Genomic DNA, 22,800 nt, shown 5'->3' with positions numbered 1-22,800 from the left:
TAACAGCCGATTATGAAACTTCGCGACTTAGATGCTACACCTTAGTAGTCGGAGCGGTTATTCTATCAAAAATATGTAAGTTTTTTCGCAGGTTTTCTATGTCGGTTTATACCACTTTGACTTTAAAGGAAGTTCAGGATTTTGCAGCACCTTATGGACTGGAGGTGATTGACCTGATTCCGATTCAAGGCGGTATTCAAAATACCAACTATTTTATTGTTTGCGAAAATGGCACGCAGTATGTATTAACCGTTTTTGAAGAGATGGACGAGCAAGGTGCAGGGGAGCTGGTTCCTGTACTCGAACACTTGGGGCAGGCGGGTCTAGCTGTGCCTGTACCGCTGAATCATTCAGGTAAAGCGATTCATAGTTTAAAGGATAAACCTGCACAGATTGCGCCACGCATGCAAGGTCAACATCCCATGCCTGCGAATTTAGCGCAAGCAGAGGCGATTGCTGTAGCCCAAGCGAAAATGCATGTGGCTTTACAAGATTTCCCTTTGGAACGTGCAGAATATCGTGATCATGCTTATTGGTTACAAGTTTCACGGGATATTCGTCCAACATTAAATGAAGCCGATACCATGTTGCTTAACAATCTGTTGGGCTTATATGACATCTTAACAGCGATGTATCCAAATCGTCCTATCGGTTTTATTCATTCGGACCTGTTCCGTGACAATACCCTATTTGAAGGCGATCAACTCAACGGTATTTTAGACTTTTATGAGTTAAATAAAGACGAACTCTTATTTGATATTGCTATTACTTTAAATGACTTCTGTACGGAATATCCGGATGTACATTTGAATGAAGACAAAGCCATTGCCTTTTTAAATGCCTATGAAAGCGTGCGCCCATTAACAGCAGATGAAAAATCATGCCTAGAGTTATATTTGGCGATGGCAGCGGGTCGCTTCTGGATGATGCGTCTACAGGTGGCACAGAAAAATGCGGCCGAAGGCCGTACAGGGGATGATATTTTGCAGAAAAACCCTGCTGAAATGCGTAATATGCTGATTGAACGATTAAAATTCGTCACAGCATAAATTTTAAAAACAACGAGAGGGAAAAGCATGCGTGATCAAGGACGCTTAGTAGAATGGTTTGATGATAAGGGCTACGGCTTCATTCAACCGAACGATAGCACCAAAGATCGCGTATTTTTGCACATCAAAGACTTTTCCCGTCCCGGCCCACGACCAATCGTGGGCTGCGCGTTGGATTATGCTGTGATCTTAGACGAACGCGGACGCTTTCGTGCGCAGCAAGTGCATTATTTAAAAGCCTCACAAACCAAAGCTGCACAACGCCCCAATAAAAAAAATGTGGTGCAGATGCCGCGTCAGGCAGAGCCGATGCAAATCTTGTGCATCATGTATATCCTCGCCTTGGCGGGCTTGTCTGTGGCTGGTTTACTCAGTGGCATGGTGCTGCTTTTTGTGAGTATTATTAATGTCCTGACCTATTGGTTCTATGCGCAGGATAAAGAAGCTGCGCAAATGGGGAACCGACGCGTGCCAGAAAATACACTGCATCTTTTGTCTTTTTTAGGTGGGTGGCCGGCGGCATGGCTCGCTCAGCAACGTTTGCGGCATAAAACACAAAAACAACCGTTTCGAAAAATATATTTCTGTACCATAGCCTTTAACATACTACTGATTTTATGGCTAATTTCACCATTTAATATCCTGCATATTTAGTAGGTGGAACGATCCGCAAAATCATCATGACGGAGAGCGAAATGAATTATTCCATTGATAAAGATCCAAACCGCCTGCTCACGATTATTTTGTATATTCTTTATATTGTGGCGATTTTTTCTGCCGGCTTGCTTGCGGTCCTCGCGTTGATTATCAATTACGTCAAACGCAGTGATGTTCGCGGCACGATTTTTGAAAGCCATTTTACTTGGCAGATTCGTACGTTTTGGTGGTATCTCATTTGGAACATCATTGCTTTCGTGCCTTTTATTTTTCTGTTCTTTACTGGCAATAATGCCAATGCCTTTGCAGGGGTGGCACTGGGAGCAAGTACCTTCTGCGTCACGGTGATCGGACTGTCTTGGTTATGGATTGTGTACCGCGCGATTAAAGGTTTAATCCGTGTCAATGACAACCGACCGATGTATGACTAATGCGAGTTCAGAACTTTTTGGCATAAAAATCTTGGTATCAAAAAAGCGACCGTATGAGTCGCTTTTTTGATCTAATAGAGGATGCAGAAATTAGCGTTTCTTTAACCATTTCGGCCGCCATTCACTCACAATCACACCGAGAACCACGCAAAGCCCGCCAATAAGGGCGAGCGGTGTTAAGCGTTCACCAGCAAGTCGCCCAATGATCGCGGCCCAAACTGGTTCACCTGCATAGATGATTGCTGCCTGTGCAGGATCAACCATGCGCTGCGCCCAGTTCATCACCAGTTGAATTACGGCGCTGGCTAGCCCCAATCCGCAGAGTACAGCGATTAATGGCCATTCAAATTTTGGCAAAGTGGTTTCACCCACCAGTGGGGCAAAGCAAAAACAGAACAGAGAGGCAAATGCCAACTGTAGAACCGTCACTCTGCGCAGATTGACGCGGGGTGCAAAATAGCTGATCAAGATAATTTCAAAAGCAATGGCAATCGACCCGAGCAGCGTAATGATTTGCCCAAAATTGAGCTGAATAGCGCCAAAACCATTACCAGTTAAAAAGACCAAACCGACAAAAGCCAAACTTACACCCAGCCATGTCATCACATGTGGTTTATGCCGAAAACTGAGCCACATAAAAATCGGAACCAGCGGTACATACAGCGCAGTTAAAAAAGCCGATTCGCTGCTGCTGATACTTTGTAAGCCGACCGTTTGTGTCGTATAGCCAATCGCAATCACAGCGCCAATACTTGCGCCCGCAATGACATCGTATTGAGAAAAATGTCTAAGATATTTGAGCGATAACAGACTCACAGCCAGAGTCGCTGCGGCAAAACGCAGACCGACAAACAGCACGGGACTGCTGAAATTTAAACCGTATTGCACGGTGATAAAACTGGCACCCCAAATCATGGTAATCAGGATGAGTGCGAGCTGCGGAAACTTGGCTTTCCAAGCAGATTGGACGGTTGGCATGTGTATTTGAATATTCAAAGAGGAGAAATAAAAAAAGAGGCCCGAAGACCTCTTTTCTGCTCGGGTATATTACAAGCTTTGTTGATCAAGCAGTAACTGAGCTTCACGAAGGTTCAATGTGCCTTCATAAATTGCACGACCGGTAATCGCACCTAAAATGCCCGGTTGGCCTTTTAAGTTACGCACGTCGTCAAGGTTGGTCACGCCACCTGATGCAATAACAGGTAAGCCTGAATACGTTGCAAGGTTAACGGTTTGTTCAACGTTCACACCTTGCATCATGCCATCACGTGCGATGTCGGTGTAGACGATGCTCGATACGCCAGCATCTGCAAAGCGTTTTGCCAAATCAGTAGCTTTCACGTCAGTGACATTTGCCCAACCATCAGTTGCCACCATGCCATTCATGGCATCGATACCGACAATGATATGGCCTGCAAATTTTTTGCACGCTTCTTCAACAAATTCAGGCTCTTTTACTGCTTTTGTACCAATGATGACAAACGATACGCCTGCATCAAGGTAATGTTCAATGGTTTCAAGAGAGCGGATACCACCACCAATTTGAATTGGCAATTCAGGCTGTGCTTTAGCAATCGCTTCAACCACAGGCTTATGAATAGGTGTACCAGCGAAAGCACCGTTTAAATCTACCAAATGTAAGCGACGCGCGCCTTCATTTACCCAATGCTGTGCAGTTGCCACTGGATCGTCAGAAAATACGGTATCGTCTTCCATACGACCTTGTTTTAAACGGACACATTTGCCATCTTTCAGGTCAATTGCAGGGATGATCAGCATGCTTTCGCTCCTTGCTCAATCAAATTAAGAATGAATTTGTGCCTAATCTTATCAAATAAACGGCTATTCACTAAATGCTAATATCAGAATTGATGAATTAAAAAAGCCTGACATAGGTCAGGCTAGTGCAAATAGAGGTTTGGATTTTATTCTTGGTCTATAAAAATGCGCTGTGTATTAGTGTTTTTAGTCATTAAACATAAGTGGTTGTTTGTAATAAATCGCTGTTTACGGATTGAAGTAAGCTACCGACATCGTATAAGCCTTGATTGAGGGCTGTGGTACTTTCACCGACGACTTGAACAAGATCACCCACCACAGGAAGTTCAGCGGCAATCGATGTAATCGGTGCAATGTCATCCAGTAAGGCATCTAAAGTGCCTGAAACATCTTGCACGACACCACCCACACTTGCTAATGGATCATTCAGGACGGCTGTTAATAATTCGGTAGGATCAATACTGGCTACATAGTCGCCCGTTTCAGCCAACAAGCCAGTTAAATTACCCGTAGTTTCGCCTACTGCATCCAATAGACCGCCCAGCAATGGCAAGTCAGAAAGTGCGGCTGTGATTGGTGCAGCAACCCCACTGAGATGATCAACTAAACCCGCAACTTCCGTCACGGTTTGACCGACCACACCAGTTACGCCATTGAGAGTGGTTTGCACCCCACCAAGAAGATCACCCGTCGCCAGTTGATCGGCTACCGCATGTAAGCCTTCGCCTAAGGTGCCGACCAACTGATTTTCAACTGCGAGTACTTTTTCGATGGTCCCACCAATGAGCGGAAGCTCAGTCAGTGCATCCGTTAAGGGCGCGGTTAAGCTACTTACGGTCTCTAATACGCTGTCTACTGTATCCAAAACAGTATTTAAAACCAGTCCAACTGCTTTACTGATCCCTTGTAAAGTCAGGCTGAGTACGCCGCTGATTTTTCCTGTAAATAAGTTCAACATGTCAGGTTCTCCAAGTTTTTAAATTATGATGTGTTATGTATTTGGCAGACTTGTTTTAGCAAAAGGAGATTGATGAAAACAAATTATGAAAGTATAGAAAGAATGAGATAAATCATGTAATTCTGCTAGAAAACCCAGAGAGATCAAAACCTTAACTGAACAAAAATATAAATGTATATTAATGTAATTAAAACGAGTTAAATCAAAGATATAAATGTACTTAAAAGGTGCAATTTTATTGTTTTTAGGCTGTGCTGTGACTATTTTTAAAGCAATAAGGTACTGTTCAAATCTTTAGCGCAAATAAACTGCAAATTCATTGGCACTCTTCAGCCGATCTTTGCACTTGGTCATGCCATAGATTGGGGCAATATCCAGTTACAGAGCGGTTACATCGCTGAATATAATTTAAATCATTAAAATAATTAAGGGTTTATAATTTCATGTGCGGACGAATTCTTAGTTTGAGGGAGGTATTGGGAATGGTTTTAGGTAATAAGCCGCGTTGTAATAATTCTTCAAAGACCAAAACAGGGGCATAGGCATCGGCAGCGGCATAACGAATTTGTTCTGGATTTAAGCGCTTTTTGGCCCAATTCGAGGTACTGACCGATTTAGATTTTGGAAAATTCACACGAAAAAGCAGTGCCATGGCATTTTTTAAACCGACGGGTTGGCTTAAGCCAAAAGAAGCAAAGCACTTGGAGAGTTCCAAGACACTATTCAGTTCGATGCCTTTTTTACGAAATAAATGCGCATCATTTTTTAAGCCAAAACCTACTTTAATTTGATCACGATTACTCAAGATTGGTCTTAAAAAATCCCAAGTGCATTCGTTCATTTGAAACAACCAGGCCTGTTGCGCCGTCGCGAGTTGGATTAAATGTGGGCCAGTAGAGACTTCACCTTTACGAAAAGTCGGCTTAGATTCAGAGTCGAAACCGAATAAGGCAGTCGTCTGTAATTCATCGGCCCAGTGTTGGCATTGTTCTGCATTGTGAATGACATGGATCTGCTCTGGCACTAAATTTTGGAACAATGGAAAATTTTTAATCTGTTCTTTAGTTGGCAAAATAGGTGTCAGTAGAGCATTAGTCATTGTGATTCAATTCAAAGGCTTGTTGTTGCAGCCTAGAGCGTTTAGTAGGGAAATGCAAATACCGAGATGTGGCGTTGAGCATGAGCCTTTGACTCATCTGCCTGTCATAGCGCGTTGCTATGACAGTGACGAGGGCACTTAAACACAGTGACCAAGAGGCTTAAAGACAGTGACTTAAAACAGAAAACGCGCAGTAAATAATACATTTACCAAGATCAGTAAGAATAAACCGATAAAGAGAAAGGCGAGGACCACTTCCCATGTTTTGGATGCACGCGGCTCGCCATATTGATTGGCATTTGCAGACCCCGGGATGAGCATCAGCGCAATGCACATGACGATATTGAGCAACGGAATCAACTCTAAGAGTGCAAACCAGCCTGAGAGATTAAAGTCATGCAGACGACGCACTGAAAAAATCATCAAAGGGATCAGCATGAAAACATTTAGGATAAATCCAATCACTTGCGTCATTGGATTTTCAGCGTGAGCTATTAGGGCATTGAGGGTATTGGGCATCATGCTGACGATCAGTAGCATCAATATGCTCAGTATGAGGCCATAGAAGACATTCCAACCGATAAATGACATGCGATTAAAACGACCGTCACGGTTCCAACCAGAGTTTATATTGGGTGAATTATTCATATTAAATGATCTTAAATTATCGTAAAAAGTATTGTTATCATTCATTTTTAACCGCAAAAATTGAGCTAAAAAAGACATAAAAATGTGAAAAAGTACAGGATTTGATCCTGAACCAAAAAAGCGCGTTGATTATAAAGGTAAAGTACAAAAAAAGCCCACTTGTGTGAGCTTGTTTGAGCAGATGTATTGCTGTTTAGAGTGATATAGGCGGCATCTAATGATTTATGATTATTGTTGTTGAATCGTGGCTTGTTGAGAGCGGATCACATAGTTTTGGTAAGACGGAATCATGATCGCAGCAAGTATCCCGACTATAAATACCACGATATACAAAACAGCCAGCACGGTTTCCCAGCCTTTGGTCGGGCGTGGTTGTCCAAAGCTATTACTACCGCTATTACCCGGTGCAAATAACACATAGAGCGCAAACAATATATTCACTACAGGAACTAAGATCAGCAGTGCAAGCCATCCTGAATGGTCTCTGTCATGTAAACGACGGATTAAGAAAATGACGCTGTAATAAATAACGATGGCATACATGATAAAGAAAATAATCATGAGTGGCGTCGACATAGCACCCTCAATCAGCGCATTTTGCGCACCGGGTATGAGCAGGCCGACCACAACAGCAATTAACGTAAAAATAATGCCGAGCAGTATATTCCATGCAAGATATGCACGACGGCTAAAGCGACCACTGGCTTGGGTCGGTGAGTCAGATGTGAAGGTATTCATTATTATTCCTAGGCTTTGGTATTTTTATAAGTAGGCAAATTCTAAAATGAATATGTAGAAAATAAAAGGATGAAAAATAAACAGTACAAAAAAGCCCGCAAGGAGCGGGCTTTTCTGAGAGGAAGGTATTTTAGATATCCCATTCCACAAAGTTTTTTAGCAATTGCAGGCCAGCTGTATGACTTTTTTCTGGGTGAAATTGTGTCGCAAACAAGTTTTCCTTGTGAATTGCGGTACAAAATTTCAAACCATAGTCACATGTTGCAGCGACAATGCTTGAATCTTGCGGCTCTACATAGAAGCTATGTACGAAATAGAAACGTGCATCTTGCTCAATGTTTTTCCACATCGGGTGGCTAGGGTCTGCCTGATGCACTTGGTTCCAGCCCATGTGCGGCACTTTTAATCCCTCTACATCAGGGAAGCGTTTAACTGAACCTTCAAAAATACCCAATGCATCTGCACCGCCATTTTCTTCGGAATGCTGCATTAGGGCTTGCATGCCGACACAGATCGCAAGCACAGGTTTATTAAATGCTGCTTTACGGACTACTTCATCAATGCCTGCATCATGCATGCCTTGCATACAGTCACGCATTGCCCCCACACCGGGGAACACAATTTTATCTGCTTGTGCAATCAGCTTAGGATCATTAGTGACATCAACAGTTGCGCCCACGTGTTCGAGGGCTTTTGCTGCTGAGTGAAGATTTCCCATGCCATAGTCAAGAAGGGCAATACGGGTCATTACAATGTTCCTTTGGTAGACGCAACAGTATTTTCGGCACGAGGGTCAACTTCACACGCCATGCGTAATGCACGGGCAAAGGCTTTAAATACGCTTTCAATTTGGTGGTGGCTGTTTTTACCTTTTAGGTTGTCGATGTGCAGCGTCATTAACGCATGGTTCACAAAACCTTGGAAAAATTCAGAGAAAAGATCCACATCAAAAGTCCCGATGCGCGCGCGAGTGAATGGAATATCCATCCAAAGACCCGGACGGCCTGATAAATCTACCACGACACGACTCAGTGATTCATCCAGCGGCGCATAGAAGTGACCGTAGCGACGTAAGCCTTTTTTATTGCCCAGTGCTTGAGCAAAGGCTTGGCCAAGTGTAATCCCACAGTCTTCTACGGTATGATGATCGTCAATTTCAAGATCGCCATCACAATGAATATCAATATCAAACAGACCATGTCGCTTGATTTGATCAATCATATGATCTAAAAATGGAACACCAGTGTTTAAAGTGCCTTGACCAGTACCATCAAGATTCACACGAACTCGAATTTTGGTTTCGTTGGTGTTTCTTACCACTTCACTGATACGATCTGTCATAGACACGTTCCTCAAATACGTCAAAATGATTGATGTAAAAATATTTTCGCTGTGACGAAAAGTCACCGCATATTAGATTGCTCAGGAGGGTTTATCAATGCCTATTACCGTACATGCCTATACTTCTTTGGAAAATGATGAAGTGCGCAGCCAGCTTGAGCGACTGTATGACACCAGCCCTGAGTTTAGCGACGGTTCCGATGCGATTGAACAACTTGAGCAGAACTTAGCTCAGTATACCTTAGTTTATACTGCAGAATTTAATACAAAATTGATTGGCGCGATTTGGTGTACAGGCCAAGGTGAAAGCAAAACCCTTGAATATATTGTGGTACACCCTGCAAATCGTGGGCGTGGTGTTGCAGAACGTTTGGTCAGTGAGGCCACCCGTATGGAAGAAGAAAAAGGGGTGAAAACTTTTGAACCAGGTTGTGGCGCGATCCACCGCTGTTTGGCACACATTGGAAAAATTACTGCGGCTGAATAACCTGTCCCCAATTGAAAGCAGCCATTGAGCTGCTTTTTTGTTGGATAAATACATCGTCGTCACAGTGATTTCAGCTGTGGAAATTTGAAATCACTCAAAAAATAAGCAAATAATGTGAAATATTGATTTAAAAATAAACATTTGCACAAAAAAGCGCAACAGATGCTTGACGCCATGAGACTGAAATTGTTTAATACGCCCCATCGGCGTGATAGCTCAGTAGGTAGAGCAACGGATTGAAAATCCGTGTGTCCCCAGTTCGATCCTGGGTCTCGCCACCATATTCAAAACTGATTTTTCAGTTTATCAATCCCTGATCCCATCAGGGATTTTTTTTGCCTAAAAAATATGCACACGAAAAATATTTTTATAAATATGATTGACTAATTAACTGAGATACGGCTTAATACACCGCATCGGCGTGATAGCTCAGTAGGTAGAGCAACGGATTGAAAATCCGTGTGTCCCCAGTTCGATCCTGGGTCTCGCCACCATATTCGAAAAAACCTCAAACCATTGTTTGAGGTTTTTTTTTGCCTGTTGTTTTTTAGTTGTTGATATTTCGCACAGTTTAACTGATACAATCGATGCCAGATGATGAGCCCAATGGCTATTAGAAAATTATTAAAAAATAAGGGTTAAGGTTATGAAAAAAATATTATTTCCTGTTTTGATCGGCATGAGTGTCTTGCTAAGCGCATGTGGTGGCGGGGGCGGCAGTAATGTCGATTCTTCCTATTCTAAAACCATTATTCAAAATGGTGTGACCTATGAATGTAAAAGTGAAAATGCAGCAGCGCTTTGTGATAATGGCAATTGTTCTTCTTGTGAATCATCGCTCGATAAAATAATCACAGCATCATGCAGCACCAGTATTTCCGCAGGGCAAACAATTTTTGCCGTGACCAAAACGGGCTGTGTATCCAATATGAAATCGGGCAGCAGAATAACTGCAGCATGTGATAATGGTCTGCTTAAATTAAAAGTTGGATCTAACTTTAGCTTAAATCAGGTGATTAATACGGGTACGACGATGAGCTCTGGTGAGTATATTGTCGGCACAGAAGTGCTCCGCTGTGGCTTTTAATCAAATGAACATAGGTTCGTGGAGTGACAGTTGAAGCGACTTCAATATGCGGCGCTTGGACTGCTCTGTTTTGCACTGGGCTATATTGCGGCATCGTGGAATGACCAACCAAGCTTGACGTCGCCGCCACCTGAGCACTCGCGTGTCTCTTTGGCGACGAATAATCCTGTGGCACTCTTGGCTTTAGATCAAGATGCCTCGGATCAGCCTCATTCTAAAGATATACAGCAACAACTCAAAGGCCAACATCGTCAGCTAAAGAGCATTATTCAGCAGACTTCAGATCAACAATTGGGGCGATATTTACAGCAGGCATTTCCCAATTACAGTTTTACAGGGATTCAAAATAAGCAACAATTTGCGCAGCAGATGTTAGACGAGTTTCTGCAAGCTAAAAATGATCCGCAGCAGCGATTGGCTGGGCAGGCCTATGTGACAGATCAATCACAGACAAATGTAGATCAAGTTTTACCTCGTGAAATCTATGTCACACAGCCGTTGTATGCACATTTTGATACCATGGGTAAAGTTCCAAACAATATGCAAGTCATGGTGCGTTGGACGCATCGTGATAGCGGTGAAGTGCTGCTCTTTACGCCACGCAAAGTTAGTGAGCAACAGCAACAAAACTGGGTGAGTTTCTATCCTATGACTGGATGGAAAACTGGTCATTATGATGTGAAATATTATCAAATGAATGATCAATTAAGCCCGATTGCACAGACCAGTTTTTATATACAGCATGTGATTGAGTAAATATTTTGAAGCTCAAATTTTATCGCTGAAGCTATGACTTAAGTGCTAGCTTCCTACCCTAAAAATTCGATTAAACTGATAAAAAACAACCAATGAATTCCTACAATGAAAGACCTTTTCTCTACAGGGAGTGCGCTGTATCAACAAGCACGTCCAAGTTATTCTGCTGAAGTCGTCGATAGCATCTTGCAGCATGTTGCCCTGCGTGAACTGGCATGGGACTGCGGTGCAGGTTCAGGTCAATTTACCAAAGGTTTGGCACCCTATTTTCAACAGGTTTTAGCGACAGATCTGAGTACCGAACAATTGGCCCAAGCACCCAATTTAGACAATGTGCGTTATGAGCAAGCCAGCGCAGAACATTGTCCGCTTGCAGACCATTCAGTAGATTTAATCACAGTCGCGCAAGCGATTCATTGGTTTGATTTTACTGCCTTTTATGCAGAAGTACGACGCGTTTTGAAACCTCAAGGTCACATTGCCATTGTGGGCTATGGTCTGATTCAATTTGAACACGCGGAATTGAACCAGCTTTTACATGATCTGTATTTTGTCACGTTAAAGGGCTATTGGGATGCTGAACGTCGTTACATCGACGAAGAATATCGCAGTATTCCGTTTCCATTTCAGGAGTTAGCGACACCTCAGCTGTTTTTAAATTACAGGTGGCGTTCACAGCAAATTTTAGACTATCTGCAAACATGGTCTGGGCTTAAACACTATCAACAGCAACACCCGACACTTCAACCGTGTGCAGCTTTGCACGATTTCTTTAGCCGTCATCCGCAGCAAGAGTTTGCTTTGTCATTTCCTGTGCTGTTAAGAATCGGGACCGTATAAAAAAGAAAAAGCAGCGGCAAAGCAGATCGGCATAGGTTGATATCTCAAATCTGGAATGAGCAACGTGAGGTTTAAACTAGCTGTACTATCCTGCCGTTTGTCGGGGTTAAATCTAGTGAATTGATTAATTGTTGTACAATAAAGGCAGTGTAAATTTTTTCAATTTTCTATTTTTAAATCTCTCGGAATGAACATGATGAATCTCCCTAAATCTGTTTCCGTTTTGGTTTTTGTTAGTGCAGCAATGACGGCTATGAATACTTTGGCTGCGGAAAAAGCCACTACAAAAGCTGAGGATACCGAACAACAAGCCATTCAGATGCCTGCTTTAACCATTATGGCAGAGCGTGAAATGCGTGCAGAGACGGGCATTGTTGAGTATCAAGAGCAGGTGGATCGCCGTAAAGCCTTACAGCAACGGGTGATGCAACTTGAGCGCGATACGCAAAACAAAGGTGTTGATGCAACAATCGTGTCAAATGTAGATGTCTTGCCTGCGACAGCCGTGCCTGATATGTCGAATTTATCACCTTTGATGCAGCAGCATGTTTTAGATATTGCCGCAGGTTTGCAGTCTTCTGACCCACGCAATGGTTTATATATTATGTTGCAACCCTTTGGGATAGACCGTAATGCGACCAATGTGCAAATCAGTCGTGAGCAGATCAATCTCGGAAATATTGACCGTCAGTTAAATACCAATCCGATTAAGACCCCATAATCGAATACATCTCTACAGTAAATTGAAGGCGAAAATTCATGTTTTATCCATGAATTTTCGTTTTGATGATATGCGCAATTTAAGTCTATTTACATTGATGTTTTCAAATAGCCTTCTTAAAAAGCATGGCTATTTTATCGTCAATCTTCAAACTTTTGGTTAAACTGAATAAAAGGGCATTCGGAGCTCATTATGCCGCGTATCTTTGTTGTCTTGGCCAGTGCTACGGTATTGGTCTTTGGATGGATGTTTTATCAATATTCAGTACAGCAAAAAGAAGCTGTGCAACTCTCGACCTATGAAACGGTTTTGCGTGAAAAAACCGAGCAAATTTTTCAGCAAGCTCAGCACTGGGAAGAGCCGATACAACTCAATGTGACAGATGCACGGCTAACGGGTGATTATAAAATCATGTCGGATTTTATTTTGAGCCAAATGCTGCAGCGTGCAGAAGCGCGGAATCAATATATTCGTGATCTTAAAGCACTGAATTGGGATAAATTTCTCGACATCGATCGCTTGTTGCAAGATAAAAAAAACCAATATCAAGAGACTGAGCAAATGCTGCAACAGGTGCATGCTGTGGTCGATGCTTATGAACAAAAAACCACACAGCAAGAGGAAAATGGTTTAGCACAGGCCAAACAGTTGGCGGTCAAACAGGTGTTTCGTCAGCAAATTGCCCAGAGTTTAAGAGACAGTCGTGATAGTGATGAGTCGCATGCTTTATTTGAGTTAGAAAAGCAAAGCTTGGCGAAGGCTGATGAGATCTTTGCTGTGCTGAAAGCCAATAAATGGGAAAAGAAAAATAAATTATTTATGTTCTATGAAGATGCGCCTTTAAAGCAGTTTAATCAGCTTTATACAGAGATGTTAGCGCTCAATGCGCAAATGGATGAGATCCGCCAAAAGAACCGTTCAGAGTTGAAACAAAAGCTTTAACTGACTGTCATCACTCTTTCAAATTTGCGCGATAAAGTGGCTTATAGCAGGGTTTTACATCATATAGAGGTCCATGCTCATGCGAGCTATTCAGATTTTTGATGATATTCAGCAGGTCTATATCGACTTTATCGCGAACCGCCAATATCCACGTTTGGAAAGTTTAAACAATTGGGGCAAGAACCGTTTTTTCTTCAGTCAGTATTTTCGCATGATTGAAGATTGGCATCTGACTGAACAGATTGTGATTGAATTTAATCAACAATTTTATAGTTTGGATACAGGGACGGCACCTGACTTTATGGATCAAGATAAATACATGGCTTGGTTGATGGAACAATTACAAATATTAAAATAAGTCCTTTTCATTCAAATTATTCAGCACAGCTTCGAGACATGTTATGCAATTGAAAGCCATCCTTTAGCGGATGGCTTTTTTGTTGCTATCGAGCATCATTTTGGGAACTGAGTTCCGAACTAGCATGAATAACGCAAAAAACATTGGCTTTAAAACAGTCTTCGATTGTTTAAATTGCAAATTTAATACAACTATCAACCAATAGTGTGACTTAAATCACTTAAAATACGCCGAAAATTTAAACATAAATTTTTAGCCAGCAGCCCATAACTCATAAGAAGCTGAGCTGTATTGAACTTGCAAACATTCTAACCTTAGACCGATTGGCTTTGAATGAAAGGTTTATCGCCATTTTTAGAGACGATTTTTTTAGCGTATGAAAAAATTAATACTGCTATGGCTTGCCATATGTGCGGTTTCATTGGTGTCGATAGGCTATACCTATGAATTATTCATTAGCCCTGTTTGGGTGGTAAATGCATTCGCGGCCTATGGCATGATTTTAATGCGGAAGCATTTAAGCCACGATTTACTGATCGTGCTCTATGCTTTTAGTGCGATCTTTGTGGCTTCGCTGATGGTCGATCCTGCCAAAATCTTAGAAGATAAATTTCTCCTGTGTGCGATTTCGGCATTTCAGATTTGGGTATTTATTAAAGCCTATTTAGCGCTGAGCCATTTAAAAAAACGCCGCTTTAAGCGAACCCTGATGCTAACTGTTCCGAGTATCGTGGGTGCTTTTGCAGGCAGTCTATTGTTCGTGGCGTGCTTTCAGATGGATAACCAGTACTTTGCCTTTGTTGATTATTTTCTAGAGCAATTTGCAACAAGTTTGGCTGTGGTGTGTTTATTATTTGGTGTTCAGCGCTGGATGAATGTGCCGTGGATGGATTATGGCTATCTGATCGTGGCGCTGGCCGTCCAATATGTGATCTCAAATGATCAGATCTTCTATGCCTGCATGGTCTTGCCTTTATTGATGTGTTATTACGCAATTAAATACGACCTCAAAACCTTTTGCTGGCTGATTGGCTTAATGACGTTGATCTGTGGCTGGTTTGGTGCCATGCCATTGGCTGGGGAATATTGGTCGGATGCACAGGTACATATGCTCTCGCGGATCAGTTCTTATCGTTTAGCATTGGGTATTTATTTGATCATTTTTCTGTTTATTTGTGAGCTGTATGCACGAAATAAACGCCTGTATTTGGCTTTGCAACGTGTAAGTTTTTGCGATGAGTTGACGGGGCTGAAAAATCGCCATGCTTTTAAAGAACAAATATTTATAGAGGGTGCGGTTGATAAAGGCTGTGTCATTTTGCTCGATGTCGATAATTTTAAAAAAATTAATGACCAATATGGACACCAAATGGGGGACAGTGTTTTGGTGCATTTGGCAAAAATCTTAAAAAATTGTAGTCCACGCGCGAGTTTTATTAGTCGTTGGGGTGGTGAAGAATTTTTAATTCTGCTCGAAGGTGCCGATTTGGAACAGGGTAAAATGTTGTGTGAAACGATTTTGGAACGCTGCGAACATGTGCCGTTTCGAAAAGATCAATTAAGGCTAGATGTCAGCTTTAGTATGGGCTTGGCCGAGTTTCAACAGTTGAGTTTGTCCAATTACTCCACGACTTTACAGCATGTCGATGCCTGCCTATATCAGGCGAAATCACAAGGGAAAAATCAGTTTGTTTATCAGAAGATTATTCCGTTGGCAGAAAGCAGTATTGCAGTCTAAATGGGCATAAAAAAAGATGCCGTGAAGGCATCTTTTTTTAGCATTTAATCAACGATTAAGCTGCTTTTTTGAACCAAGAAAAGAAACCTTTTTTCTCAGCTTTTGCTGCTTCAGCTTTTTTCTCTGCACATTTTTTAGCGCAGTCTTTTTTCGCTTCAGCTTTTACTTCTTCAGTTTTAGTTTCAACAGTTTCTTTTGCATCAGTTGCTTTTTCTACAGCTGCATCTTTTGCTTCAACTGTTTTTGCAACAACAGCGTCTTTAGTTGCTACAGTTTTTGCTACAGTCGCGTCTTTTGCTGCAACAGTGTTCGTAACAACAGCGTCTTTAGCCGCTACAGTTTTTGCTACAGTTGCATCTTTTGCTGCAACTGCAGTTTCTTTAGTTGCTGCTGCTTTTTCTACAACTGCAGTTTCTTTAGTTGCTGCTGCTTTTTCTACAACTGCTTTTTTCATGTCAGCAGTTTTTGCTTTAGTGGTTTCTTTCACTGTTAAAGTTTTAGTTTGAGTTGCTTTTTCTGCAACAGCCACTTGAGTTTTAGCAGCATCTTTAGTTGCTTGAGCAGCAGCTACAGTTGCAGTTTTCGCTTGTGCAGCTTGAGCTTTTACAGCTTCAACAGCAGTCGCAGGTTTTTGTTCTACAGCAGTAGTTGCCATAGCAGAAGTTGTAGCAGCAACTAAAGCAACAGCTAAAGTAGTTTTGATCGCGTTCATAGTCATCACTCTATAAAACTTAGTTAAAATAAGGCATTGTAAATTTTATGCCTTATCAACAGCGCTTAGGTTACACGGCACAGAGTAAGGGATTTGATTGTGTGAATATTCCACCAATGTTACAAACGGATAACATGGTGTAACGCAGAAAAACAAACAAAAACAGCGAGCATTGCACAGCATTCGAAATTTTCAATTCAAAGCTAATTTAAAATCACTATTAAAGCCGTTATGGTGAATATACATTTCCGCCATAGGTATGGCATAAAATAGCGTCACATGAGGGATAACGTCAGATGCAGCAGCTTATTTGTTATAAACAGCTCCCTGTGTGGACACAGCAGTCGATTCCGCAAGGTTTTAAACAACAGCACAATACCAAAGCAGGCACATGGGCAAAACTTACCGTACTACAAGGTGAAGTGAACTTTGCCATGCTAGATGCGTCTGGAAATGTCCTTTCGATGCATGTATTTAGTCCAGACCAGCCACCACCGTTTATAGAACCGCAGGCGTGGCACAAGATTGTCTCTGCGAGTGACGATGTGCAATGTCAGTTGAGTTTTTATTGCTTAGCACAGGACTATTTTTATAAGAAGTATCAACTCAGCCCAACACATTCAGAGATTTTGGCAGCAACACCATACTTGCAAGGTGGTCGAGCTTTGGATGTCGGCTGTGGGCAGGGGCGTAATTCGCTGTATTTAAGTCAGTTGTCTGAGCAGCGTTTTGAGGTGGATGCTTGGGATGTCAATCCACACAGTTTGCATAAGCTGCAAGAGGTGATCGCTGCGGAAGGCATTGAAAATATTCATGTACAGCAGCGTGATCTAAACGCTGACCCAAGCATTACAGGAACATACGACTTTATTTGCTGTACCGTGGTGATGATGTTTTTAGAGGCCAAGACAGTCAAGGCTCTGATTCAACAGATGCAGCAAGCTACAAATATCAATGGCTATAATTTGATTGTCTGTGCGATGGATACGCCTGATCTGCCTGCGCAGCCTGACTTTCCATTTAGCTTTAAAGCAGGGGAGTTAAGTGCGTTGTATGAAGGCTGGAACATTGTGAAATACAATGAAAATGTCGGGGAGTTACATCGGGTGGATGCAGAAGGGAAGCGGATTAAACAGCATTTTGCGACTTTGCTGGCGCAGAGGATAATTGAGTAGCATTATATTTTTTATGAAATATATATAACCTAGGTTATATTCGATAGAATTAGGCTGGGTTATTTTATAAATTTTATCTATGAAGCGTTATCAGGTCTTAGATTTGTTTTCGGGTGCAGGGGGAATGGCTGAAGGTTTTCTTCAAGCTGGCTTTGACATCCCTTTTGCATCGGATAGAAGTCCTCAAGCTGCATTGACATATGAATATCGTCATAGAGAACAGTTGGGTTACAAACTTGATTATTTTTGTGGTGATGTACAAGAACTAGCTGAAGAAAAAAAATTAAGAGAATTTTTAGGAAAAGATTTTTTTAATATAGATGTTATTTGTGGTGGGCCGCCTTGCCAGGGGTTTAGTATGGCAGGAAAAAGAAACCCTGATGATTTAAGAAATCAGCTTGTTCGTAGTTATATTAGTATTCTAAAACAAGTACAGCCTAAGTATTTTGTGATGGAAAATGTCACAGGTATTTTGTCTGCAAAATTTTCTGTATATCAAGGTCAAACTCAAAGTTATGAAAATGAATTAGTAACTAAGGTTCTTTTGAAAGAGTTTGCAGAAATTGGTTACGAAAATGTTGTTATTAAAACTCTAGATGCAAGTGATTATGGTGTCCCACAACGAAGAAAGCGTGTGATCTTTTTAGGGACACGTGATGATATCAACATACAACTGGTGCATCCTGAACCTTTAAAATCTCAAAAAATCACTGCTAGAGATGCTCTTTCTGATTTAGAGCATATAGAAATTGGTTCAAAAATTGAAGAGTATAAAAATCAAGCAGAGTCTAATTATCAAATTGATTCAAAAGCTGGGCGTACTCTTAATTCAAAAGGAAAAAAAGTCAAAAGTAAGAAATTGGCTAATCATGAAACAAGCAAACATACTTCGCTTGTAATGGAAAGATTTGGATTACTTTCCCCAGGCGATGATTTTAAAAAAATATATAATAATTTATCTGAAGAACAACAAGAGCGTTATAAGACTCGCAAACATAATTGTCGCCGTATGCTACCAAATGAACCATCTCCAACGGTGTTAACCTTACCTGATGATATGGTTCATTACTCCAAGAATAGAATTTTGACGGTTCGTGAATTAGCGCGTTTACAGTCTTTTGATGACAGTTTTGAGTTTTTAGGAAAAAGAACGACGGGTGGGATTCTAAGAAAGCAGGAAACACCTCAATACACATTAGTAGGTAATGCTGTACCACCATTATTAGCGAAAGCAATTGCATTAGAAATACGAAAAAATTTAGAATTATTTACTGAAGGAAAATTAGATGAATTTCACAAAAGCCCAGACGGAAGCTATTGAAACTATAGATATAAATAAACATTTACATATTATAGCAGTAGCAGGTTCGGGAAAGACACAAACTATAGCTCAGCGTATAGTAAATTTATTACGAAATAATACAAGACCCTCAGAGATAGTAGCTTTTACATATACGGAGAAAGCAGCTGCTGAACTAAAAAATAGAGTACTTAAGTTATCAAGAGATCAATTAGGTTCTATACAGGGGATGGCTGAACTATATATTGGAACTATACACTCTTGGTGTCTACACTTTTTGAAAGATGAAGTTTATGGATTCCAGAAATATGAAATATTAGATGATATAAAACTTAAAATATTTGTTGATAAAAATTTTAATAAAATAGGTATTAATAGACTCAATAGCACTACTTCTAAAGGGATTAGACCTTTAAAGATCTTCACAGATACCAGTATTTTTTTATCGATGATATCGATGTTCCGAGAAGCAGATTTTGTTGAAAATGCTGTTATTGATAAAAATTTATTAGAAGTAGTAAAAGATTATGAGAGAGTATTAAAGGAAAATAATTATTTAGATTTTGGAATGATACTTACAAGTTTTTATAAAGAATTAGGGAAAGATGACGTAAGAAAAAAAATCAGGGACAAAATTAAATACCTTATTGTAGATGAATATCAAGATGTAAATCACTTACAAGAAATGATTATTGAGAATATATGTAGCTTAGGTGCAAACATATGTGTTGTAGGTGATGACGATCAAACTATATATCAGTGGCGTGGAAGCAATGTTGCAAATATTTTAGAATTTAAAGAGAAGTATGAAAAATATGGTGAAGTTTTAACAATTTGTTTGGACGATAATTTTAGAAGTTCTCAAGGTATATTGGGATTAGCATCAATAGTGACTGATAAAATAGAAAATCGGTTGTCTAAAAATATGATTCATTCTAGCCATCAATTCTATGAGGAGGGTGATCTTCAAATAAATGAGTTTTCAAGTAGAAAAAAAGAGAATCAATATTTAATACAAAATATACAATCATTAATAGGGAGTGAGTTTAAAGATAAATCTGATAGTGAATCTAGAGGAATAGATTATGGTGATATCTGTATATTATTAAGAAAATGGAAACCAGCAACAGAGATTGCGAATACTTTAAATGAGGCTGGAATACCATTTGTTGTAACTGGAGTTAATCAGCTCTTTGAACAAGAAGAAGTGATATGTTGTGTTAAAATTTTTGAAACTCTTTTAAATCCGAATGATACGGTAGTAATACAAGAGCTTGAAAATTATTGGATAAAATTATGCCCCTATTTAGACTTAGATAAAATTAAATATGGAGTTGCTGAATTAATAAAAAGTGTGCCTAAATCAGGTGATTGGTATGAATATTTTAATTTACAAAGAATATTTAAAAATTTTAGAGAAAATATAGATCTAAAAGAAAGCAGTTTTGGTGAATATAAAGTAAATAACATCCCTAAAGGGGAGGTAGCATTTTATAACTTAGGAATGTTTTCTCAAATAATTCAAGATTTTGAGACAATTAATTTTAAAGATGATCCAGTATTTAAACTCAAAGGCTTCTTAAATTTTCTTAAATATACAGCAAAAGATATTTATCCAGAAGGATGGTTAAATAAAACAAATATAGCAATTAATGCTGTCACAATTACTTCTATTCATCAGTCTAAGGGGCTAGAGTGGCCAGTTGTGTATATACCTCGTTTGAATACCAATTATTTTCCGAGTAAAAAGGCTGGTGGAGTCAAAGTATCTCATCTAATTGATACTAGTGTTATTAAAAATTATGAAAGATATGAAGGAACATTAGAAGATGAGTTAAGACTTCTTTATGTAGCTATTACAAGATCTAAAAAATTCTTATTTGTCTCATGCTCTCCATCTGAATCAAGTAATCATGATAAAAAACCATCCACTTTCGTTCAGTTATTAAGACAAAATCAGTATATTTTTTCTACTACAACTTATGATTTTAAAGCTAGAGAACAAGCAGAGTTGAAAGATCGACTTGAGTTGGATGCTATGATCTTAAACTTCTCTATTTTAGAATCTTATTTTAAGTGTCCTTATGCATTTAAATATTATACATGTTATGGGTTTAAAGAGCCTTTAGAAGCTAGAATTGGCTTTGGTAAATCCTTACATGATAGTTTGATGGAAATCCATAAAAAGGCTATTGATGGAATCAAACCAACTAGAGAAGAAATATCTACTATTTTAGAAAAACATATTAATTTCCCATATGCTATTCCTAAGACAAAAGAGGCTATGAGACTGAGAGCCTTGAATATTCTTCATGATTATTATGATCAAAACTATAATAATTTTGAAAAAATTGAATTTGCAGAAAAAGATATTGTTTTTGATTTAGCAGAAGGTCTTATTGTTAGTGGGCGTATTGATCTAGTTATTCAGAAAGATGATGCGTATAACGAAAAAATTTATATTGTCGATTTTAAATCTAAATTAGATTCAGGGAATGTAATAGATCGTCTTTTAAAACAAGAGATTATTCAAAAACAGTTAATTCTGTATGCTATTGGCTATAAAGAATTAACAGGCAAAAAGGCGGACTTTACACAAATCTATGATTTGGAAACACAAACTCCTATCAACACTCTGATTGATGATCAATTATTGATTAATGCTCAATATGAGATAACTCAGGCAGGTTTTAAAATTAAAAATGATGATTTAAATAAGGTATGTACAGATCCATCTTGTGTTTGTAGTGCAATACAATAAAAGAAACCCCGCAATAAGCGGGGTTTTCTTTTGGTTATGTGTTTAAAACTTAAACACGTTCGATAATCGTCGCGATACCTTGCCCAAGACCGATACACATCGTCGCAAGACCGATTTGTGTATCTTGCTGTTCCATTACGTTCAACAACGTTGTAGTAATACGCGCACCAGAACAACCCAATGGGTGACCCAATGCAATTGCACCACCGTTCAAGTTCACACGGTCTTGTTGGTCATAAATGCCTAAGCCTTTAAGAACAGACAAACCTTGTGCTGCGAACGCTTCGTTCAATTCAAACGTTTGAATATCAGCAATTGACAAGCCAGCACGTTTAAGCGCTTTTTGAGTTGCTGGTACAGGACCATAACCCATGATCGCAGCGTCACAGCCTGCAACTGCCATAGAACGAATCACAGCACGTGGCTTAAGACCTAAAGCTTGAGCACGTTCAGCAGACATCAGCAACATTGCAGAAGCACCATCAGACAAAGCTGAAGATGTCGCAGCTGTTACCGTACCGCCTTTCGGATCGAATACTGGACGTAACGATTGGAACGCTTCAAGGTTTGCATCAGGACGAATCACTTCATCGATATCGCACAGGATTTTGAAACCATTTGCATCGTGGCCTTCAACGCCCACGATTTCATTTTTGAAACGACCTTCTTGTGTTGCAGCCCAAGCACGGCGGTGTGATTCAACACCAAACGCATCTTGTTCTTCACGCGAAATACCGTTCATACGACCTAACATTTCAGCCGTTAAGCCCATCATGTTAGACGCTTTTGCATAGTGCTTAGACGCTTCTGGGTTGATGTCGATGCCGTGCATCATGCCAACGTGACCCATGTGCTCTACACCACCAATGATGAAGATATCACCTTGGTTGGATGCAATTTGCGCAGCCGCTGTGTGGATTGCTTGCATAGAAGAACCACAAAGACGGTTAACCGTTTGACCTGCAACAGTACGTGGTAGGTCTGCTAACAATGCAATGTTACGACCAATGTTCATACCTTGCTCTAGGGTTTGGTTTACACAGCCCCAGATTACGTCTTCAACTTCATTGGTATCAAACTGGTTACGAGCAACAAGCGCGCGTACTAATTCAGCAGATAAGCTGTCAGCACGTACGTTACGGAACATACCATTTTTGGTTTTACCCATTGCTGAACGTACGCCATCAACGATGACAACGTCACGTGGATTTAAAGTAGCCATT

24 protein-coding genes and 2 tRNA genes are annotated in these 22,800 nt (G+C 40.3%); 16 read left to right on the top strand and 10 right to left on the bottom strand.

The window, feature by feature from the left end:
• Nucleotides 1–98: 98 nt before the first annotated feature.
• From B1202_RS10245 to B1202_RS10235, 3 genes are read left to right on the top strand one after another with little or no spacing between them, the layout of a single operon-like run.
• Nucleotides 99–1,049, top strand: coding sequence for a homoserine kinase (locus B1202_RS10245; RefSeq protein ID WP_078190497.1), 951 nt, complete (start codon nucleotides 99–101; stop codon nucleotides 1,047–1,049).
• Nucleotides 1,050–1,076: 27 nt separating this feature from the next.
• Entirely contained in the window at nucleotides 1,077–1,703 is a 627-nt protein-coding gene (locus B1202_RS10240; protein WP_078190496.1) for a DUF1294 domain-containing protein, read from the top strand.
• 41 nt (nucleotides 1,704–1,744) lie between these two features.
• On the top strand, nucleotides 1,745–2,137 hold the full coding sequence (locus tag B1202_RS10235) for a DUF4870 family protein (protein ID WP_078190495.1): 393 nt from the start codon (nucleotides 1,745–1,747) through the stop codon (nucleotides 2,135–2,137).
• Between the two features lie 90 nt (nucleotides 2,138–2,227).
• Here B1202_RS10235 and B1202_RS10230 read toward each other — a convergent pair whose 3' ends face one another.
• The 8 genes from B1202_RS10230 to hisB form a co-directional block, all read right to left on the bottom strand.
• Nucleotides 2,228–3,115, bottom strand: a complete 888-nt coding sequence (locus tag B1202_RS10230; protein WP_078190494.1) for a DMT family transporter — start codon at nucleotides 3,113–3,115, stop codon at nucleotides 2,228–2,230.
• Between the two features lie 69 nt (nucleotides 3,116–3,184).
• A complete protein-coding gene (gene hisA / locus B1202_RS10225) occupies nucleotides 3,185–3,916 on the bottom strand; it encodes a 1-(5-phosphoribosyl)-5-[(5-phosphoribosylamino)methylideneamino]imidazole-4-carboxamide isomerase (protein WP_078190493.1) in 732 nt (243 codons plus the stop codon).
• Nucleotides 3,917–4,109: 193 nt separating this feature from the next.
• Nucleotides 4,110–4,874 carry a hypothetical protein gene (locus B1202_RS10220; protein WP_078190492.1) on the bottom strand — a complete coding sequence of 255 codons (765 nt, stop codon included), beginning with the start codon at nucleotides 4,872–4,874 and terminating at the stop codon, nucleotides 4,110–4,112.
• A gap of 433 nt (nucleotides 4,875–5,307) precedes the next feature.
• Nucleotides 5,308–5,973, bottom strand: a complete 666-nt coding sequence (locus B1202_RS10215) for a 3'-5' exonuclease (protein ID WP_078190491.1) — start codon at nucleotides 5,971–5,973, stop codon at nucleotides 5,308–5,310.
• A 174-nt stretch (nucleotides 5,974–6,147) separates the two neighbouring features.
• A complete protein-coding gene (locus B1202_RS10210) occupies nucleotides 6,148–6,621 on the bottom strand; it encodes a DUF805 domain-containing protein (RefSeq protein WP_171262639.1) in 474 nt (157 codons plus the stop codon).
• 228 nt (nucleotides 6,622–6,849) lie between these two features.
• Nucleotides 6,850–7,359 (bottom strand): DUF805 domain-containing protein, encoded by a 510-nt coding sequence (locus B1202_RS10205; protein WP_078190489.1) that lies wholly within the window; start codon nucleotides 7,357–7,359, stop codon nucleotides 6,850–6,852.
• Nucleotides 7,360–7,489: 130 nt separating this feature from the next.
• Nucleotides 7,490–8,107, bottom strand: a complete 618-nt coding sequence (gene hisH, locus B1202_RS10200; RefSeq protein WP_078190488.1) for an imidazole glycerol phosphate synthase subunit HisH — start codon at nucleotides 8,105–8,107, stop codon at nucleotides 7,490–7,492.
• Complete coding sequence (gene hisB / locus B1202_RS10195) at nucleotides 8,107–8,700, bottom strand: imidazoleglycerol-phosphate dehydratase HisB (RefSeq protein ID WP_078190487.1); 594 nt, start codon at nucleotides 8,698–8,700, stop codon at nucleotides 8,107–8,109. Before hisB ends, hisH begins: the two co-directional genes overlap by 1 nt.
• A 97-nt stretch (nucleotides 8,701–8,797) precedes the next feature.
• Here hisB and B1202_RS10190 point away from each other — a divergent pair, with 97 nt between their 5' ends.
• The 10 genes from B1202_RS10190 to B1202_RS10145 all read left to right on the top strand — a co-directional run bounded on the left by B1202_RS10190 (nucleotide 8,798) and on the right by B1202_RS10145 (nucleotide 15,629).
• Nucleotides 8,798–9,187 carry a GNAT family N-acetyltransferase gene (locus B1202_RS10190; protein WP_078190486.1) on the top strand — a complete coding sequence of 130 codons (390 nt, stop codon included), beginning with the start codon at nucleotides 8,798–8,800 and terminating at the stop codon, nucleotides 9,185–9,187.
• 205 nt (nucleotides 9,188–9,392) lie between these two features.
• Nucleotides 9,393–9,468: transfer RNA gene (locus B1202_RS10185), tRNA-Phe, on the top strand.
• A 137-nt stretch (nucleotides 9,469–9,605) separates the two neighbouring features.
• Nucleotides 9,606–9,681, top strand: a tRNA-Phe gene (locus tag B1202_RS10180).
• A gap of 152 nt (nucleotides 9,682–9,833) precedes the next feature.
• A complete protein-coding gene (locus B1202_RS10175; RefSeq protein ID WP_078190485.1) occupies nucleotides 9,834–10,274 on the top strand; it encodes a hypothetical protein in 441 nt (146 codons plus the stop codon).
• A 30-nt stretch (nucleotides 10,275–10,304) separates the two neighbouring features.
• On the top strand, nucleotides 10,305–11,030 hold the full coding sequence (locus B1202_RS10170) for a hypothetical protein (RefSeq protein ID WP_078190484.1): 726 nt from the start codon (nucleotides 10,305–10,307) through the stop codon (nucleotides 11,028–11,030).
• A 105-nt stretch (nucleotides 11,031–11,135) separates the two neighbouring features.
• Nucleotides 11,136–11,870, top strand: coding sequence for a class I SAM-dependent methyltransferase (locus B1202_RS10165; protein WP_078190483.1), 735 nt, complete (start codon nucleotides 11,136–11,138; stop codon nucleotides 11,868–11,870).
• A gap of 193 nt (nucleotides 11,871–12,063) precedes the next feature.
• A complete protein-coding gene (locus tag B1202_RS10160) occupies nucleotides 12,064–12,591 on the top strand; it encodes a hypothetical protein (RefSeq protein WP_228145158.1) in 528 nt (175 codons plus the stop codon).
• A 192-nt stretch (nucleotides 12,592–12,783) separates the two neighbouring features.
• Nucleotides 12,784–13,533 carry a hypothetical protein gene (locus B1202_RS10155; protein ID WP_078190481.1) on the top strand — a complete coding sequence of 250 codons (750 nt, stop codon included), beginning with the start codon at nucleotides 12,784–12,786 and terminating at the stop codon, nucleotides 13,531–13,533.
• Nucleotides 13,534–13,612: 79 nt separating this feature from the next.
• Nucleotides 13,613–13,891, top strand: a complete 279-nt coding sequence (locus B1202_RS10150; RefSeq protein WP_078190480.1) for a hypothetical protein — start codon at nucleotides 13,613–13,615, stop codon at nucleotides 13,889–13,891.
• A 376-nt stretch (nucleotides 13,892–14,267) separates the two neighbouring features.
• Nucleotides 14,268–15,629 carry a GGDEF domain-containing protein gene (locus B1202_RS10145; protein WP_078190479.1) on the top strand — a complete coding sequence of 454 codons (1,362 nt, stop codon included), beginning with the start codon at nucleotides 14,268–14,270 and terminating at the stop codon, nucleotides 15,627–15,629.
• Nucleotides 15,630–15,684: 55 nt separating this feature from the next.
• Here B1202_RS10145 and B1202_RS10140 read toward each other — a convergent pair whose 3' ends face one another.
• Nucleotides 15,685–16,341, bottom strand: coding sequence for a hypothetical protein (locus tag B1202_RS10140; RefSeq protein ID WP_078190478.1), 657 nt, complete (start codon nucleotides 16,339–16,341; stop codon nucleotides 15,685–15,687).
• Nucleotides 16,342–16,637: 296 nt separating this feature from the next.
• Between B1202_RS10140 and tehB the strand changes: the two genes are divergently transcribed.
• The 3 genes from tehB to B1202_RS10125 all read left to right on the top strand — a co-directional run bounded on the left by tehB (nucleotide 16,638) and on the right by B1202_RS10125 (nucleotide 21,577).
• The gene (tehB, locus tag B1202_RS10135) at nucleotides 16,638–17,516 is read left to right on the top strand and encodes an SAM-dependent methyltransferase TehB (RefSeq protein ID WP_078190477.1); all 879 of its coding nucleotides are present in this window, start codon (nucleotides 16,638–16,640) and stop codon (nucleotides 17,514–17,516) included.
• Nucleotides 17,517–17,595: 79 nt separating this feature from the next.
• Nucleotides 17,596–18,837 carry a DNA cytosine methyltransferase gene (locus tag B1202_RS10130; RefSeq protein ID WP_078190476.1) on the top strand — a complete coding sequence of 414 codons (1,242 nt, stop codon included), beginning with the start codon at nucleotides 17,596–17,598 and terminating at the stop codon, nucleotides 18,835–18,837.
• Nucleotides 18,803–21,577: an ATP-dependent helicase gene (locus B1202_RS10125; protein ID WP_078190475.1), complete on the top strand. Its 2,775-nt coding sequence runs from the start codon at nucleotides 18,803–18,805 to the stop codon at nucleotides 21,575–21,577. The genes B1202_RS10130 and B1202_RS10125 overlap by 35 nt, the downstream gene beginning before the upstream one ends.
• 49 nt (nucleotides 21,578–21,626) lie before the next feature.
• Here B1202_RS10125 and fadA read toward each other — a convergent pair whose 3' ends face one another.
• Nucleotides 21,627–22,799, bottom strand: a complete 1,173-nt coding sequence (fadA, locus tag B1202_RS10120) for an acetyl-CoA C-acyltransferase FadA (RefSeq protein WP_078190474.1) — start codon at nucleotides 22,797–22,799, stop codon at nucleotides 21,627–21,629.
• Between the last annotated feature and the right edge of the window lies 1 nt (nucleotide 22,800).

It is taken from the genome of Acinetobacter amyesii (assembly GCF_002018365.1).
In the GTDB taxonomy this organism is placed as follows: domain Bacteria; phylum Pseudomonadota; class Gammaproteobacteria; order Pseudomonadales; family Moraxellaceae; genus Acinetobacter; species Acinetobacter amyesii.
Note: the sequence above shows the minus strand (reverse complement) of the source record. Positions and strands in the feature narration are given on the sequence as shown.

Bases quoted from the DNA above. Each gene is read 5' to 3' on its own strand.
- B1202_RS10245 (WP_078190497.1), top strand. From the start codon at position 99: ATGTCGGTTTATACCACTTTGACTTTAAAGGAAGTTCAGGATTTTGCA.
- B1202_RS10240 (WP_078190496.1), top strand. From the start codon at position 1,077: ATGCGTGATCAAGGACGCTTAGTAGAATGGTTTGATGATAAGGGCTAC.
- B1202_RS10235 (WP_078190495.1), top strand. From the start codon at position 1,745: ATGAATTATTCCATTGATAAAGATCCAAACCGCCTGCTCACGATTATT.
- B1202_RS10230 (WP_078190494.1), bottom strand. From the start codon at position 3,115: ATGCCAACCGTCCAATCTGCTTGGAAAGCCAAGTTTCCGCAGCTCGCA.
- hisA (WP_078190493.1), bottom strand. From the start codon at position 3,916: ATGCTGATCATCCCTGCAATTGACCTGAAAGATGGCAAATGTGTCCGT.
- B1202_RS10220 (WP_078190492.1), bottom strand. From the start codon at position 4,874: ATGTTGAACTTATTTACAGGAAAAATCAGCGGCGTACTCAGCCTGACT.
- B1202_RS10215 (WP_078190491.1), bottom strand. From the start codon at position 5,973: ATGACTAATGCTCTACTGACACCTATTTTGCCAACTAAAGAACAGATT.
- B1202_RS10210 (WP_171262639.1), bottom strand. From the start codon at position 6,621: ATGAATAATTCACCCAATATAAACTCTGGTTGGAACCGTGACGGTCGT.
- B1202_RS10205 (WP_078190489.1), bottom strand. From the start codon at position 7,359: ATGAATACCTTCACATCTGACTCACCGACCCAAGCCAGTGGTCGCTTT.
- hisH (WP_078190488.1), bottom strand. From the start codon at position 8,107: ATGACCCGTATTGCCCTTCTTGACTATGGCATGGGAAATCTTCACTCA.
- hisB (WP_078190487.1), bottom strand. From the start codon at position 8,700: ATGACAGATCGTATCAGTGAAGTGGTAAGAAACACCAACGAAACCAAA.
- B1202_RS10190 (WP_078190486.1), top strand. From the start codon at position 8,798: ATGCCTATTACCGTACATGCCTATACTTCTTTGGAAAATGATGAAGTG.
- B1202_RS10175 (WP_078190485.1), top strand. From the start codon at position 9,834: ATGAAAAAAATATTATTTCCTGTTTTGATCGGCATGAGTGTCTTGCTA.
- B1202_RS10165 (WP_078190483.1), top strand. From the start codon at position 11,136: ATGAAAGACCTTTTCTCTACAGGGAGTGCGCTGTATCAACAAGCACGT.
- B1202_RS10160 (WP_228145158.1), top strand. From the start codon at position 12,064: ATGATGAATCTCCCTAAATCTGTTTCCGTTTTGGTTTTTGTTAGTGCA.
- B1202_RS10155 (WP_078190481.1), top strand. From the start codon at position 12,784: ATGCCGCGTATCTTTGTTGTCTTGGCCAGTGCTACGGTATTGGTCTTT.
- B1202_RS10150 (WP_078190480.1), top strand. From the start codon at position 13,613: ATGCGAGCTATTCAGATTTTTGATGATATTCAGCAGGTCTATATCGAC.
- B1202_RS10145 (WP_078190479.1), top strand. From the start codon at position 14,268: ATGAAAAAATTAATACTGCTATGGCTTGCCATATGTGCGGTTTCATTG.
- B1202_RS10140 (WP_078190478.1), bottom strand. From the start codon at position 16,341: ATGAACGCGATCAAAACTACTTTAGCTGTTGCTTTAGTTGCTGCTACA.
- tehB (WP_078190477.1), top strand. From the start codon at position 16,638: ATGCAGCAGCTTATTTGTTATAAACAGCTCCCTGTGTGGACACAGCAG.
- B1202_RS10130 (WP_078190476.1), top strand. From the start codon at position 17,596: ATGAAGCGTTATCAGGTCTTAGATTTGTTTTCGGGTGCAGGGGGAATG.
- B1202_RS10125 (WP_078190475.1), top strand. From the start codon at position 18,803: ATGAATTTCACAAAAGCCCAGACGGAAGCTATTGAAACTATAGATATA.
- fadA (WP_078190474.1), bottom strand. From the start codon at position 22,799: ATGGCTACTTTAAATCCACGTGACGTTGTCATCGTTGATGGCGTACGT.